Below are 15,490 nucleotides of genomic sequence, written 5' to 3' on the forward strand. Positions count from 1 at the left end.
TGAATGGATGTCGGATTACTTGCCGTGCGTGCCGCCGAGCAGGCCGCCGATCAGCGACGTGACGGGCGCAAGCAGATTCGACGACGAACCCGAGTTCGTGACGGCACCCGTGCCGCCGCTCAGTGCCGGTGCGCCAACCGTGCTGGTGACAGCGGGGACCGGAGCGGCAATCGGATTACCGCCGCCCGCTACGCTGCCGAGTGCGCCGGTGACCGCGGAGACGAGGCCCGTAACCGGGGCGAGCGGGCCGCCGTTGCCGCCTGCTGCGCCGCCGAGCGCGCCCGTCACGGTGGAGACCAGACCGGTAACCGGCGCGAGCGGACCACCGCTGCCGCCTGCTGCGCCACCCAGTGCACCCGTGACCGTCGAGACAAGGCCCGTGACCGGCGCGAGCGGACCACCGCTGCCGCCTGCTGCGCCACCCAGTGCACCGGTGACCGTGGACACGAGACCCGTGACCGGCGCAAGCGGGCCGCCGCTGCCGCCTGCTGCGCCACCCAGTGCACCGGTGACCGTGGAGACGAGACCCGTGACCGGCGCGAGCGGGCCGCTGCCGCCACCCGTTGCGCCGCCGAGGGCGCCGGTGACCGTCGAGACGATGCCGGTGAGCGGAGCGAGCGGGTTGGTCACGCCGCCGGTGCCGCCCGTGAGCAGGCCGCCGACCGCCTTCACGGTGTTGCCGGTCGACGAGACGGTGTTGCCGAGGCCCGTGGTGACCGGGTTGCCGCCCGTCGATGCGAGCAGGGCGCCGGCCTGGTTCAGGCCGTTGCCGACCGTGCCGAGCAGCGTGTTGACCGGTGCGCCGAGGCCGGTTGCCGAACCGATCGTCTGGGTCGTCTGGCCGACCATCGTCGTGATCGGCGTGATGGCCGAGCTGACCGTTTGCGTGACTTGCTGGATCGGGCCGGTCGACAGCGCGTTGGTGAGCGTGGTGCCGCCGTTCGAGACGGCGCCGCCGAGCGTCGAGACGAGGCCGCCGACGGCCCCCGTGACGGGCGCGAGCGGCGACAGCGGGCCGCTGCCGAGGCTCGTGACCAGGTTGCCCGTTTGCGTGACTGCGCCGCCGAGCTGATTGACCACGCCGCCGGTGCTGGCAACCGTGGTGCCGACCGGATCCTTCGTCGCGCCGAGCTGGCCGAGACCGCTGCCGAGGCCGTTGCCCAGGGCGGTAACCGCGCCGCCCACGCTTTGTACGATGCCGCCCGCGGCTTGCGTGGTGGCCGGATTGACGCCCGGCAGCGTCTGGCTGCCGATGACGGAGCCGAGGCCGGAGACGGTGCCGCCGGCATTCGTGATGATGTTGCCGGTGCTTGCGAGGACATTTCCCACTGGATTCGCCGATACACCCGACGTGCCGGACGTACCGCTCGTGCCCGAAGTTCCGCTGGTGCCCGACGTACCGCTCGTACCCGAGGTCCCGCTAGTGCCGGACGTGCCGCTCGTGCCCGAGGTGCCGCTGGTGCCGGACGTACCGCTCGTGCCCGACGTACCGCTCGAGCCATTGCCGCCCGACGTGGAGATCGTATCGCCGCCGCCCGAGCTCGAGCCGCCGCCGAGGCCCTGGCTGATGGAGCCGGAGCCGCCGCACGCGGAGAGGGAAAGCATGGCTGCAACGGTGGCCGCGATCAGAGTCGTCCGGAACACGCCATGAGGGATAACCTTAATGTCCATTTCGTCCTCGCATTAGAAGTGTGTTGTGAACTGCGTTGTGTTGAGTGGTGCGAGGACTACTCTGCAACTGTCGTGCCACTTCGATGCCCAACGGCTCGGCAACAGGTTTTAAACGAGGCAATTCCTTGTCGGAAAAGGAAGTTCCGGAAATTGAAAGATTGTTGAATCTGTTTAAGTGCAAGGGAATGAGAACGGTTTCGCCCGTTTCGTAACGTAACGTCACAACAATGGCGTTACGCGCGGGGCGTAACGCGGGGCCCACACGGGCTTGGTGGACGCAGCAATTGTTTTACTGGTGGATTAGGTGTGCACATCTAACCTATCGTAAATCCTATGTGTAAGTCGTACCGAAACGCCGTACAAATACGTTGTGCTCCTGGTCATTTTTTTCCGGCAGAGTGGTTAAAAGAGGTTGGAATTCAAATAGGATCGGATATAGAATCCGGAGCAGATGTAAGGGTATGTACGGTTCGGTACACTACGTTCGAGGAGGAGCGCTATCGCGAATGTTAACTTGCATCAAATCGTGAGCAATGCCCTTCGGGGCGACCTATAAAGAAAGCGCACCCGGTTGTCGTTACAGCAGATGTGGCGAACGGTCCGGGGCAAACGGCCAGATATGCGGGGACGTATACGTATAAAAGGCCAGAAAACGTAAATACAGGCACGAGGAATAAAATGAAAGCAATCATCAAGCGTTTCCTTAAGGAAGAAGACGGGGTTACCGCGATCGAGTATGGGCTGATCGCGGGTCTTATCGCTGTCGCGATCGTCGCCGGGGTGACGAACATCGGCAGCAGTCTCGGCAACATGTTCACCAATCTCGGCACGTGCGTGTCGTCTCCTTCGTCTACGAACTGTTCTGCCTCCGCGATTCGGGCAACCCCGACGACCTAAGCCGACTTCTTCTTTTCCGGAAGTCGTCGTGGCGCAGTAGCGGGCGGACTACCTCGGTAATCCGCCCGCCCTTGCATCTGCTGCGGATCGTGGTGCGATGGAACATCTCATTTTTAGCGGGATATTTCTGACCTGGGCTGGCTCGGTCGTGGTCAGCGATATTCGTTTCCGCCGTATTTCGAACACCCTTGTCGTGGCCGGATTAATCGGCGGGGTCGGCGCTGCATGCGTGGCCGCGAGTCCATTTGGCATTTCCGTGCATCAGGCAGTGGTCGGCATGCTGATCGGCCTGATCGGTTTGATGCCGTTTTTCCTTCTGCGCGTCATGGGCGCAGCAGACGTCAAAATTTTCGCCGTGCTCGGCATCTGGTGCGGTGCGCATGCGCTGCTTTGGCTCTGGGTGGCTGCCAGTCTGGCTGCAGGGCTGCACGCGCTCGTGCTGATGCTGTTGTCGCGCACGTCGCTCGGAGGCTTGTGGCGGCAGCGCGCGCCAGTGCTGGCAGTTGGCGGGTATCGCGCGACGCCTTATGCCGCATGCCTCGCGGTGCCGGCTGCCGCCTGGTTGGTCTATCTGGTCGCAATCGGGGGCGTGCGATGAAACGACAGAACGCATGCCGGAGATGGCGACGGCAACGTGGAGCGACAGCGGTGGAGTTTGCAATCGTGTTTCCGCTGTTCTTCGTGATTTTTTACGCGATTCTGAGTTTCGGGATGATTTTCCTTATTCAGCAGAGCTTGACGCTGGCTGCAAGCGAGGGCGCGCGTGCTGGGTTGGCTTATGCACCGGACCTCTCGACGCGCGTCGCGAACGCCAAGACGACCACGCAGAACGTTCTAGGTTGGCTGAACAGCAGTCCGCCCAACGTGGTGGCGCAGCAGTGCAACTACAACGGAACGCCTACGCCGTTGCTGTACTGCCTGACGGTCACGGTGAGCTATACGCCTGATAGCTGGATGACGATCATGCCGTTCCTCGGGACGATCATGACCAAACCACTGACGGGTACGGCAGTGGTGCAAATTCCGCAGTCGATGCTGTGAGTTGGGCATCATGATGCGATAGATCTGTCACGTGCAAATCGCGCGACAAGAAGAAACTGATTGGATTCAATCCGGCATCCATACGACAACATGGCCAACAACATAACGAAGATCATCGCGGGGCTGCTGATTGCGATCGCGGTTCTGCTCGGAATCTATGCATGGGTGCTTGGACGCAGCGTGTCAAGTCCCACGCCGGCACAGCCGATGGTGGCGGCAACGGCGGTGCCGATCGTCATTGCAACGCGTGCTTTGTCCGGTGGACAGCCGATCCCGGCCGATGCGCTGAAGATCCAGGCGACGGTGCCGGCACCGGCAGGCGCTTTCAGCGACCCCGCTGCGCTGGCTGGCCGCGTGCCGATTCGCGACATTCCGGCCTCGACCCCGGTCGTTGCGGATGCACTCGTGTCGGGGCTTGCCGAGGACGTGCAGCCCGGCGAGCGCGCGGTTGCGGTTCGGGTCGACGAAACGAACGCGGTCGGCAACCGCCTGCGGCCCGGAAATTTCGTCGACGTGTTCCTGAACCTGAAACGCGAAGTCGGCAGCACGATGCTTGACGGCGAGGTTTCGCAGACACAGGCGCGGCTTCTGTTGTCGAAGGTCAGGGTGCTGTCGTTCGGCGATGCGACCGCCGAGCGCGACAGCGGCAACAACAACGGTGGTAATGGGCAACCGACCGGCGCCCGCATCGCGGTGCTCGCGGTGCCGACCGCGCAGGTCGATGCGCTGACGCTCGGCGAGGCGACCGGCCGCCTGACCTTGGCATTGCGCAACCCGCGTGACGACGATCTTGCGCTGCAGACGGTCGCAGTACGTACGGATAACAAGCTGTCGCCGTCGGCGCTGGCCGCAGCAGGCGTCTCGCTGCAGCAACTGTCGGGCACACCGAGAACGCCCGTAGCCAGTACGAACCTGCCTCCGTTGCCGTCGCACCTGCCGCCGCCTGTACGGCCGAGCGGGGGGGGCGGCATCGAAGTGATTCGCGGCGGCCGGTCGGAAACGGTTGCTTATTGAACCAGGTCGACGGCCATCGATACCAGCGACGACAAGCAAAAGGCCGCGCGCCGGTCTACCAAACGATGAAAAACACTCTGATTGCATTCGCGATTGCCATCTGCATCATGACCTTCGCTTCGCTCGCAAGCGCGAGCGCTACGATCGAACTCGCCGTCGGCGCACAACGGCAGATTTCGGCGGGCCGCACGCTGCAGCGCGTCGCAGTCGGTGATCCGGCAATTGCCGACGTGCTGATCATGAAGGGTAGCCGCTCCGGTTCCGTGCTGCTCACTGCGAAGGCTCCCGGCGCAACCAACGTGATGCTGTGGGAGCGCGGGCACGATGAACCAAGGATCTGGAACGTCGCGGTGGTCGACGCGGCCGCGCAAGCCGTGCTCGACGGCGCTACGCCGCGCGTGAATGCATACGGCGGCACGGCCGTGCTGCAAGGCTCGGCCGCGTCGCTCGAGGCACATGCGCGTGCGGCCGCGGTCGGCAAGAACATGAGCGGCAAGGGCGCCGTGATCGACCGCTCGACGGTGCCCGGCAAGAGCGTCGTGCAAGTCGATGTGCGGGTCGTCGAATTCAGCCGTTCGGTGCTCAAGCAGGTCGGGTTCAATTTCTTCAAGCAAAGCAACGGCTTTTCGTTCGGATCGTTTTCGCCGGGCGGCGTGCAATCCTATAGCGGCGGGTCGGGCCCGGGGACCAGGGGATACGTTCCGACGCTCGGATCGCCAGTCGCGTCCGCATTCAACCTGGTCGTGAACGCGGCCGGACGCGGCATCTTTGCCGACCTGTCTCTGCTGGAGGCGAACAATCTCGCGCGCGTGTTGGCCGAGCCGACACTGGTCGCGCTGTCCGGGCAGAGCGCGAGCTTCCTCGCGGGAGGCGAGATTCCGGTGCCATCGCCGCAGGGGCTCGGTTCGACGGCGATCCAGTGGAAGCAATACGGCGTCGGGCTCTCGTTGACGCCGACGGTCTTGAGTCCGAGCCGGATCGCGCTGAAGGTCGCGCCCGAATCGAGTCAGCTCGACTTCGTGAACAGCGTGACGATCAGCGGCGTCGCAGTGCCCGGCATTACGACGCGCCGCGCGGATACGACCGTCGAACTGGGCGACGGCGAGAGCTTCGTGATTGGCGGGCTGATCGATCGCCAGACGATGTCGAACGTGAGCAAGGTGCCGTTGCTCGGCGATCTGCCGATCATCGGGTCCTTCTTCAAGAATCTGAGCTATCAGCAGAACGACAAGGAACTGCTGATCATCGTGACGCCGCATCTCGTTGCGCCGATTGCCAAGGGTGCAGTGTTGCCCGCGACGCCCGGCGAGTTGTCCGAGCAGCGCGACGGGCCGGTCTGGAAATCGTATCTGGGCGGAGTTGCGTCGCCCGACGCTGCTCCCGGATTTTCGAAATGAGTGGAATGTCTCGCGGCTTGCGATGCAACGCCACGCCTTGTGTAATCGGGGGTGTTCGACATGAATGCGCGAATTCAATCCTTGTGTGAACCCGCCGTGACCGACTATTTCGTTTGTGCGTCGCAGCATGAGGCACATGTCCGCTGGCTGGCCGATACGCTCGTATCGGCCGGCGCGGTCGAGGCCGCATCGCTCGATCCGGGTGTGCTGGCGCAACGCATTACGGGCCTCAATCCGACGCTCGTTTTTATCGATTTCTCCGACGGCAGCGCGGCGGCGAGCATTGCCGCGGCTGCGATTCGCGCCACGCATCCGGGGCTGCCCATTGTCGCGCTGGGTTCGCTCGCACAGCCGGAGAGCACGCTCGCTGCATTGCGCGCCGGCGTCCGCGATTTCATCGACGTGTCGGCTCCGGCGGAAGATGCTTTGCGCACCACGCGCGGGTTGCTGGAGAACGTCGGCGAGCCGGCGAGCCGCCACGGCAAGCTCGTTGCATTGCTCGGCGCGCGTGCGGGCATGGGGGTGAGCACGCTCGCGGCGAATCTGGCCGTATGGTTGCAGAAGCGCTCGGTGAGCCCGGACGGGAGCGGCGTGCCGAACGGCGGGACGCCGGCCGGTCGCCAGACCGCGCTCGTCGACCTCGGGTTACCAGCGGGTGATGGCGCGTTGTTCCTGAATACGCGCTGTGAATTCCATTTCATCGATGCGGTTCACAACCTGCGCCGCATCGACAGGACCTTCGTGAATACTGCGCTGACCCGGCATGAGAGCGGCGTTGCGTTGACGACGCTGCCGGCGGATCTTGGCGCGCTGCGCGACGTGTCGTACGCGTCGTGCGCCGGTTTGCTGAACCGGTTTCGCGCATTCTTCGATCAGCAGATCGTCGACCTCGGCGGTTTTTCGAATCGCGAATTCGTGGCACAAATCACGAGCTCCGCCGACGAAGCATGGCTCGTCTGCGATCAGGGCGTCGCGTCGATCGTATCGGCGGCCGATTTGCTCACCGGGCTGCGCGATGCGGGTGTCGAGACCGATCGCATGCGGCTCGTCGTCAACCAGTACGACCCCGCGCTCGATCTGACGCCCGGGCAGATCGCGGAGCGGCTAGGGCTGTCGCTGGCCGGCACGTTGCCGTCGCGCCGCGTCGCGATCGGTCATGCGGCCAACCAGGGGCGACTCATCGTCGATATGGCGGAGCGCGATCCGTACGTGCGCGCGCTCGAGTCGCTCGCCGCGCGGCTGCCGGGCGTGTCGATTCGTCCGGCTGCACCCGGTCCGGCGTCTGGATTGTCCGCGCTGAAGCGTTTCATTCAACCCTTGTCCAAGCGGTCGTAAGCGATGGCACACGACATTCAATTTGCCGACGGCGCAGCGCCGTTCTCCCAGACTCAGCAGTTCCACGACATCAAGAATGCCGCGCACGAACACTTGCTGACGCGCATCGAAGAATTGGGCGCCGAGTTCGGCAGATGGTCCCGCCAGGCGATCAACCAGTTCGTCGATCTCGAGATCGACAGCTTCGTGCGCCTGCGCCGCATTCCGCTCAATGAAAACGAGGTACGGACGATCGCGGAGGCGCTGACGAAGGAACTCGCGGGTTTCGGCCCGATCGAGGATTTGCTGGCGGACCCGGCGGTCGAGGACATCCTGATCAACGGCTACAACGACGTGTATGTGTCGCGTCACGGGATTCTTGCCAAGCTGCCGGTGCGTTTCACCGATAACGCGCACCTGTTGCGCATCGTGCGGCGGATACTCGCGCCGATCGGTCGCCGGCTCGACGAGTCGAATCCGATGGTCGATGCACGGCTGCCCGACGGCGGCCGCGTGAACGTCGTGATCGAGCCGCTGTCGATCGATGGTCCGGTCGTGTCGATCCGAAAATTCCGCAAGGATCCGCTGAAGCCGTCCGACCTGCTTGGTAACGGGACATTCAACGAAGAGATCAACACGTTGCTTCAGGCGGCGGTCGAGGCGCGCTGCAACATTCTCGTGTCGGGCGGTACGAGTTCCGGTAAAACCTCGCTGCTCAACGCGCTCGCGTTCCATATTCCGGAAATCGAGCGTGTCGTGACGATCGAGGATACGGCCGAGTTGTCGCTGAACCACCCGCACGTCGTGCGGCTCGAGAGCCGTCCGGGCGGGTTCGACGGCACCGGTATCGTGTCGATTCGCGACTTGCTGCGCAATACGTTGCGGATGCGTCCGGACCGGATCATCGTCGGCGAAGTACGCGGCGGCGAGGTGCTTGAAATGCTGCAGGCCATGAACACAGGCCACGACGGCTCGATGGGCACGGTGCACGCGAGTTCTCCACGCGAGTGTCTGTACCGTCTCGAGATGCTTGCCGGTTTTGCAGGTTTCCAGGGCACCGAGTCGAGCCTGCGTCGGCAGATCGCGAACGCCATCGACTTCATCGTGCAGATAGGACGCCTGTCGAACGGGCGGAGACGGATTCTGTCGATCACCGAAGTGACCGGGCTGTCCGACAACATCATCGCGACCCAGGAGCTTTACCGCTATGAAGCGCGTGTGACGCCGGAGGGCGAGGAAGTCGATCACTGGGAAACCCTGGGCATTCATCCGCATTCACCGAAGCTTGCGCGCTTCCGTCAGACGCTGACGAGCGGTGGGTTCGGCGATGCCGGATTCGGTGGCGGCGGCTTTGGCGGTGGCGGGTTCGGCCGCGGCGGCGGGGGCTTCAATGTATAGCGGGATGGTGTGGGCGCTGGCGCTCGCGATGCTGTGTGTCGCGGCTGCGATGATGCTGTGGCATCACGCGCAGACCCGGCGCGTACGGACCGACGCGAAGCGTTTCATCGACAGCCGGCTCGAGCCTGGCGCACGTGTCGACGCACCGGCGAAGCGTGCGCCGGCGGCTGGTGCAGTGCGTGCCGTACAGCAGCCGGGAGCGGCACGGCAGGTATCGTCGGATGCCTTTTGGGTGCACTGGTATGCGACCGCATCCGAATATCTGTCCAACCTCGCAAGCCGTGCGGGGATAGACGATGCGCGCGGCAAGGCGGTCGTCGCGCTTGCCGCGCTCGTTGCGGCTGCGGTCATCGCCGGCAGTCACGGCGGCATGCTGGCGTGTTGCGCGGCGATCATTTGCGGTAGCGCGATACTCGGTGTCTGGCTCGCGTCGCGGATCCAGCGGCGACGGCTGAAGATCGTCCGGCAGATCCCGTCGTTCCTCGACGGGATCGTGCGTCTCGTGACACTGGGCAACAGCGTACCGGCTGCTTTCCAGTCGTCACTGTTGACGACCGAGGAGCCGCTGCGCGGCTGTCTCGACGTCGTGTCGCGGATGCTGCGCGGCGGTATCGAGATCGACCGCGCCATGATGCACATCGCGAAGATCTACCGGACCGAAGAGTTTGAGCTCGTCGGGTCGGTGTTGCGTTTGTCGGTCAAATATGGCGGTCGTGCGGATGTGATGCTCGAGCGGATGGCCGTATTCATGCGCGATCTCGAGCAGGCCGAGCGTGAATTGACCGCGATGTCGTCGGAGACGCGGCTGTCCGCGTTCGTCCTCGTCATGCTGCCGATCGCAATCGGGAGCTTTGTCGTGATGACCAATCCGAAGTATCTGTACGGGATGTGGGGCGATCCGAGCGGGCGGTCGCTGCTCATGATCGCGTTCCTGGCTCAAGTGGTCGGCAGCATATGGTTGTATCGAATGGCTCGGCTCAGGTGACGCTATGACAGCAACTCAGATCGGGGCGATTGCGTTGGCCGTGGGCGCGCTCGGGGTGCTGCTCCTCGGGATGGCCGTGACGTTACGTGCGAATGCCGCGGCGCGGGCGGAACGAGCATTGGTCGATGCGCTGGATCGGCGAATGGCTGCACTGGAGGCGGCGAAAGCGCGGCCCGCGCAGGATGGCGATGCGCAGGCGAAAGCCAACGCGCGTCGCGGGCGGCGCGTCGAACGTTGGCTGGATCGCCTGTCGGCGGCAGGCATGCGCTGGCTGGACACCGGATTCGGCAAATATGCCGTCGCGGAAGAGGATCGTCGCCTGCTGGAGCAGTGCGGGTATGTCGATGCACGCACGCGTGGGCTATTTCTGAGCGCGCGGGTGGCATGCGGGATCGGGTTGCCGCTGCTGTTCGCGATTTTCGCGAGCGGGCGCATGAAAGGCAGTATCTGGATGGTCGGCATGTGCGCTGCCTTCGGGCTCGGCTTCATGCTGCCGAAACTCTACGTGCAGCGCCGCGCCGCGTCGCGGCGACAGCGCGTCGTCGACGAATTGCCGCTACTCGTCGACATGTTGCGCTTGCTGCAAGGCGTCGGCCTGTCGCTCGATCAAAGCCTGCAGGTCGTGACGAACGAATTTCGGGGGATGCTGCCGGTCTTGTCGTCGGAGGTGGGAATCGCGCAGCGTCAGTTCGCCGCGGGCCGTACGCGCGAGCAGTCGCTGCAGCGGCTGTCCAGTGGATTCGACAACGAGGATTTGCGCGCGATCGTGCGATTGATGATTCAGGTCGACAAGCATGGCGGTGCGGTGCAGGAACCGCTCAAGCAGTTCGGCGATCGTTTGCGCGAGACGCGTCGTGCGATGCTGCGCGAACGGATCGGCAGATTGACGGTAAAGATGACGGGCGTGATGGTGCTGACGCTGTTGCCGGCCTTGCTGATCGTGACGGCGGGACCGGGCATGCTGGCGGTGATGCGCGCGTTGTCGTCGCAGCATTGAAGGATGGAAGGACAGACGATGAAGCGAATCGGCGAAGCGGTAACCCGGGCGGGCATGCTGGCGGCGGCGCTGCTGCTCGGTGCATGCGCGACCAAGGAAAGCGGGTATGGCGTCGGCGCGCAGACCGAGCGTGCGGCACTGATGCAAGCAGCAGATCAGAAGCAGTCCGTGCCCGATACGCCGGGGATGTATCTCGGTCTGATTCAGCGCATGCAAGCGCAGGGACTCTATTACGCGTCGCTCGCGCACATCGATGCATATGACAAGACATACGGTGTCATGCCGGAATCGATCCTGTTGCGTGCGGACGCGCTGCGGATGACCGACCAGCCGGCCGCAAGTGCCGCTGTGTATGGACAATTGCTGAAGACGCCGCTCGCGGCACGCGGCTATCGCGGGCTGGGGTTGCTTGCGGGCGCCGCAGGCGATTTCAACCGTGCGGTGCAAGCGCTGACGCAAGCGTCGGAGCTCGCGCCGACGGATCCGTCGCTACTGTCCGACCTTGCTTATGCGAAGTTGCGCAGCGGCGACGTCGTCGGCGCGCGAGTGCCGCTGATGAAAGCTGCCGAACTCGATCAGCGCAATCCAAAAATCGTCAGCAACCTTGTGCTGTATCTGTTTGCGGCAGGACGTGCGCAGGATGCGCAACGGCTGATGAACCAGCAGCATCTGCCGCCGGAAATTCGCAAGGACATCAATGGTGATGCCGCGAAGATTGCCGCGGCAGTGCGTGCGCAGCAGCGCGCGATCGCGACGCCGCCGGTGGTGTCGCGGCCCGGCGCGACGACGGCGATCACGCCGATGGCGAACAACTTCGGTTACGACCAGACTGTGCCGCTGCTGCAACGGTTTGCGCAATGAACAGCTATCGGGGAACGATATGAACGACAACACACACAATCGAAGCGCACGCGCGGGGCGGATGGCGGCGCTGGCCGCTATCGTCTGCATCGTAACGGGTTCTGCTGCCGCATACGGTCAAGACGCCGTGACACTGGGTGCGTCCGAGGTCGGCCGCTCGACCAAAGACTGGCTCGCGATGCAACGCGACAACCGCGCGGCGGCTCCGACGCAACCTGTGTTCGGCGACGTCGCGTCGCTCGCGTACCAGCGCTATCTGGATTCGTTCAAGAACAAGATTCCGGATTCGATGAGTTCGCAGCTCGGCGCAGTGGGTGGCATGTCGGGCGGCGGGCAGGGCGCGCAATAAGCGGGATGACCATGCGCGCAGATCAATCGCACGCGGGGCGGCGGAGGAGCGCCGGCAGTCCCGGCGGAAGTCGCCAGCGCGGTGGCGTCGCGATCGTGGCGACGATCTGGGCGCTGGCCGCGATCATTATCCTGGGGGCGATCGACGTCGGTCATTTCTATGCCGAAAGACGCCGGATGCAAGCGGCGGCCGATCTGGCCGCGTTGTCGGCGGTCTCTCAGGTCACGACCGACTCGACTTGTCAGGCGGCGAGGACCGCAGCCAGTCAAATCGCGAACCCGGCGACGAATGCATTGCCGGCGGGTTCGAAAGTTTCCGTGTCGTGCGGCATCTGGACCGCGCCCCAGGGCAGTGGCAGCGCGCAGTTCACACCGGTGTCGGGTGACTCGATCAGCGGAAACCAGTGCGCGGGTCTATCGGCCGGAGCGGTCAATGGCCAGTCGATCAACGCCGTTTGCGTCACGGTGACCGAGCCGGTCGACGGGGTTTTTCGCGGTGGCGTCACGATTGGCGGATCTGCCATTGCCAAGAGCGTACCCACCGACACTTTTACGCTGACCACGTCGCTTGCAGCGTTGAACGGTGGATTGGCCAACCAATTGCTCAAGGCGCTGACCCGATCGAACGACAATGCGCTGAATCTTCAACTGGTCGACTATCAGGGGCTCGCACAAGTCAACTTGAAGCTGGCCGGCATTCTGGCCAATCTCCCGGTCGGCACCAGTACGGGCGTGCTGAACGGCACCGTGACGCTCGGTCAACTGGCCAATGCCGCGGTGCAGGCAGCGACGCAGCAAGGCGTGGCCGCGGCGAACCTGAAGGTGCTGAACGCACTGGTCATCGCCCTTTGTCCGGGCGGAGCCTGCGGCGGCCCGCAGATCGCGCTCGGTCAACTCGTTTCCGCCGCGACCGCGACGGGAAGCTCCGCCGTCAACGCCAGCGTCAATGCGCTCGGCTTGCTGTCGACGGCGTTGCAGATCGCGAACGGCACGAATTCCGTCGACATTCCGAGCGTCACGGTTCAGACGCCTACGGTGCTGTCACCGCTGCTGAACGTGACCGTCTCGGGTTCAGTCAAGTTGGGGGCCAATCCGCCGTCCACTGCGAGCGGTCAGCCCGGGCCATCGAATTGCGGAACATCCGATTGCACAACGAACACGTCGACCGCACAGGGCAACGTGTTCCTCAATACGTCGATCTCGCTGCTGTCGAGCTGCCCTACTGGCGGGTTGGTCTTTCCAGGTGGCAGTTGCCCGTCGGGTAGCGCGACGCCGCTTGCCGCCGTTCAATTGCCGATTACGGCATACGTGGCGCCCGCCACGGCCGGCTTGGCGTCTGTCAGTTGTTCTGCGAACGGTACGAAAAGCGCGACAGTGAACGTACAGACCGGCGTCGTCGCCGTCTATGTCGGTGGTTCTTCAAGTACGAAGATCAATCTCTCTGCGCCGTCGGGTTATTCGCCCGACAGCAGCGCGGCTCCGATTCAACTGGTGTCCGTCAATCTAAGCAGCCTGCTCAATCTGCTGAACCTTGGCGGGTTATCGTCCACGCTGGCGGTCTTGGTCAAGACCCTGACGCTCGGCATCGTCGACCTGAACGCAATTTCGGTCAACATCGGCCTGCGGCCCGGGCAAATGACGACAGTGCCCGTCGCTAACCAAAGTCCGACGCAGTTGCTGTTCTCGTATCCCGGGCCGCAGTCGTCCGCTGCGCCGAATCCGCCGGCGCCGTACACATTGGGCGTCGGAACGGACCAGTTTCTGTCGCCCGCAGTGACAGGCATCACGAATAATGGTCTGACCGTGTCGTTGACGCTGGGTGACAGTGGACTGCTTGCGGCGTTGAAGGCAGTTGGCATCGATCTGAGCGGAGTACTGAGTCAGGTGTTGAGTAAGCTGCTAGGTCCGCTTCTGAGCGCGCTCGGGAACACACTCGTTCCGCTGCTCCTGCAACCGATCGATTCGCTCCTGACTTCCGTCACGGGGCTCCTTGGCCTGAGCCTGGGGAATGCCTATGTCACCAACACACCGGATTCGATCAAATGCGGCGATCCCATGCTGGTTCAATGAACACCTGAACGTGCCGTTACCGAAGCAGGCGGTATGGCCGCCTGCATCCGGCTACTGGTCCGCCACGCCACGCAACCCGTCAATTACTGAAGCCGCACCCGAAACATGAGAACCACGCCCGCAATCGAAGAGCTCGACCTGTACGTCTGGGAAGGCAAGGCGGACATCGTCGACCGTGTCGCCCGATGCATGGCGAGCTTCGACGTCGAAGTGATCCGTGCCGACAACGCGACGGTCTCGCCCGAGCGCGCCGCGTTGCGGCGGTCGCTGGCGATCATCAGCGTGACGATGATCGAAGGCGGCGCGGCATTCCTGCGCGACTGGCAGGCCAACATCGGCATGCCGGTGGTCTGGGTCGGCGCCGCGCGCGACCACGACGCGTCGCAGTATCCGCCCGAGTATTCGCACATCCTGCCGCTCGACTTCACGTGCGCCGAACTGCGCGGCATGATCGGCAAGCTCGTCACGCAACTGCGCGCGCACGCGGCCGAAACGTTGCAGCCGTCGGAACTCGTCGCGCACTCCGAATCGATGCAGGCGCTGCTGCACGAAGTCGATACGTTCGCCGACTGCGACACCAACGTGCTGCTGCACGGCGAAACCGGCGTCGGCAAGGAGCGCATCGCGCAACTGCTGCACGAAAAGCATTCACGCTACCGGCACGGCGAATTCGTGCCGGTGAACTGCGGCGCGATTCCCGACGGCCTGTTCGAATCGCTGTTCTTCGGCCATGCGAAAGGGTCGTTCACGGGCGCGGTTGTTGCGCATAAAGGCTATTTCGAGCAGGCGGCCGGCGGCACGCTGTTCCTCGACGAAGTCGGCGATCTGCCGCTGTACCAGCAGGTCAAGCTGCTGCGCGTGCTCGAGGACGGCGCCGTGCTGCGGGTCGGCGCGACGGCGCCGGTCAAGGTCGATTTCCGTCTGGTCGCGGCGAGCAACAAGAAACTGCCGCAGCTCGTGAAGGACGGTCTGTTCCGCGCCGATCTGTACTACCGGCTCGCGGTGATCGAGCTGAGCATTCCGTCGCTGGAGGAGCGTGGTGCAGTGGACAAGATCGCGCTGTTCAAGTCGTTCGTCGCGCAGGTCGTGGGCGCGGAGCGGCTCGCCGAATTGTCCGATCTGCCGTACTGGCTCACGGATTCGGTCGCGGACAGCTACTTCCCCGGCAACGTGCGCGAACTGCGCAACCTCGCCGAGCGCGTCGGCGTGACGGTGCGGCAGACGGGCGGCTGGGATGCCGCGCGGCTGCAGCGGCTGATCGCGCACGCACGCAGTTCGGCCCAGCCGGTGCCGGCGGAGAGCGCGGCCGAGGTGTTCGTCGATCGCAGCAAGTGGGACATGAACGAGCGCAATCGCGTGATCGCGGCGCTCGACGCAAACGGTTGGCGGCGTCAGGACACGGCCCAGCAGCTCGGCATCAGCCGCAAGGTGTTGTGGGAAAAAATGCGCAAATACCAGATCTTCGACGAAGAGCCCGAGACCCGCGAAAGCGAGTAA

General features: G+C 64.1%; 14 protein-coding genes. 13 read left to right on the top strand and 1 reads right to left on the bottom strand.

The window, feature by feature from the left end; all coding sequences use genetic code 11:
- Nucleotides 1-15 precede the first annotated feature (15 nt).
- Nucleotides 16-1,671 (bottom strand): collagen-like triple helix repeat-containing protein, encoded by a 1,656-nt coding sequence (locus tag CFB35_RS07485; protein WP_059575740.1) that lies wholly within the window; start codon nucleotides 1,669-1,671, stop codon nucleotides 16-18.
- A 678-nt stretch (nucleotides 1,672-2,349) separates the two neighbouring features.
- On the opposite strand from CFB35_RS07485, the gene CFB35_RS07495 reads away from it, so the two are divergent.
- The 13 genes from CFB35_RS07495 to CFB35_RS07555 all read left to right on the top strand — a co-directional run bounded on the left by CFB35_RS07495 (nucleotide 2,350) and on the right by CFB35_RS07555 (nucleotide 15,490).
- Nucleotides 2,350-2,568: a Flp family type IVb pilin gene (locus tag CFB35_RS07495; RefSeq protein ID WP_059575738.1), complete on the top strand. Its 219-nt coding sequence runs from the start codon at nucleotides 2,350-2,352 to the stop codon at nucleotides 2,566-2,568.
- 97 nt (nucleotides 2,569-2,665) lie between these two features.
- Nucleotides 2,666-3,166: a prepilin peptidase gene (locus tag CFB35_RS07500; protein WP_059575735.1), complete on the top strand. Its 501-nt coding sequence runs from the start codon at nucleotides 2,666-2,668 to the stop codon at nucleotides 3,164-3,166.
- Nucleotides 3,163-3,609: a TadE/TadG family type IV pilus assembly protein gene (locus tag CFB35_RS07505; RefSeq protein ID WP_059575733.1), complete on the top strand. Its 447-nt coding sequence runs from the start codon at nucleotides 3,163-3,165 to the stop codon at nucleotides 3,607-3,609. Before CFB35_RS07500 ends, CFB35_RS07505 begins: the two co-directional genes overlap by 4 nt.
- A gap of 90 nt (nucleotides 3,610-3,699) precedes the next feature.
- On the top strand, nucleotides 3,700-4,623 hold the full coding sequence (gene cpaB, locus CFB35_RS07510; RefSeq protein WP_059575732.1) for a Flp pilus assembly protein CpaB: 924 nt from the start codon (nucleotides 3,700-3,702) through the stop codon (nucleotides 4,621-4,623).
- 65 nt (nucleotides 4,624-4,688) lie between these two features.
- Nucleotides 4,689-6,020 carry a type II and III secretion system protein family protein gene (locus CFB35_RS07515; protein WP_059575966.1) on the top strand — a complete coding sequence of 444 codons (1,332 nt, stop codon included), beginning with the start codon at nucleotides 4,689-4,691 and terminating at the stop codon, nucleotides 6,018-6,020.
- Between the two features lie 60 nt (nucleotides 6,021-6,080).
- Nucleotides 6,081-7,355, top strand: a complete 1,275-nt coding sequence (locus CFB35_RS07520) for a fimbrial protein (RefSeq protein WP_059575730.1) — start codon at nucleotides 6,081-6,083, stop codon at nucleotides 7,353-7,355.
- 3 nt (nucleotides 7,356-7,358) lie between these two features.
- Nucleotides 7,359-8,732, top strand: coding sequence for a CpaF family protein (locus CFB35_RS07525; protein ID WP_059575728.1), 1,374 nt, complete (start codon nucleotides 7,359-7,361; stop codon nucleotides 8,730-8,732).
- The gene (locus CFB35_RS07530) at nucleotides 8,725-9,717 is read left to right on the top strand and encodes a type II secretion system F family protein (protein WP_059575726.1); all 993 of its coding nucleotides are present in this window, start codon (nucleotides 8,725-8,727) and stop codon (nucleotides 9,715-9,717) included. Before CFB35_RS07525 ends, CFB35_RS07530 begins: the two co-directional genes overlap by 8 nt.
- Nucleotides 9,718-9,721: 4 nt before the next feature.
- Nucleotides 9,722-10,714 carry a type II secretion system F family protein gene (locus CFB35_RS07535; protein WP_089464719.1) on the top strand — a complete coding sequence of 331 codons (993 nt, stop codon included), beginning with the start codon at nucleotides 9,722-9,724 and terminating at the stop codon, nucleotides 10,712-10,714.
- Between the two features lie 18 nt (nucleotides 10,715-10,732).
- The gene (locus tag CFB35_RS07540; RefSeq protein WP_059575964.1) at nucleotides 10,733-11,575 is read left to right on the top strand and encodes a tetratricopeptide repeat protein; all 843 of its coding nucleotides are present in this window, start codon (nucleotides 10,733-10,735) and stop codon (nucleotides 11,573-11,575) included.
- A gap of 19 nt (nucleotides 11,576-11,594) precedes the next feature.
- Nucleotides 11,595-11,924 (top strand): DUF3613 domain-containing protein, encoded by a 330-nt coding sequence (locus tag CFB35_RS07545; RefSeq protein ID WP_059575722.1) that lies wholly within the window; start codon nucleotides 11,595-11,597, stop codon nucleotides 11,922-11,924.
- A gap of 11 nt (nucleotides 11,925-11,935) precedes the next feature.
- Nucleotides 11,936-13,993, top strand: a complete 2,058-nt coding sequence (locus tag CFB35_RS07550) for a pilus assembly protein TadG-related protein (protein ID WP_179231730.1) — start codon at nucleotides 11,936-11,938, stop codon at nucleotides 13,991-13,993.
- 105 nt (nucleotides 13,994-14,098) lie between these two features.
- Complete coding sequence (locus tag CFB35_RS07555; RefSeq protein ID WP_059575720.1) at nucleotides 14,099-15,490, top strand: sigma 54-interacting transcriptional regulator; 1,392 nt, start codon at nucleotides 14,099-14,101, stop codon at nucleotides 15,488-15,490.

Origin of the sequence: Burkholderia sp. AU16482 (assembly GCF_002223285.1) — a bacterium.
GTDB lineage: Bacteria > Pseudomonadota > Gammaproteobacteria > Burkholderiales > Burkholderiaceae > Burkholderia > Burkholderia semiarida.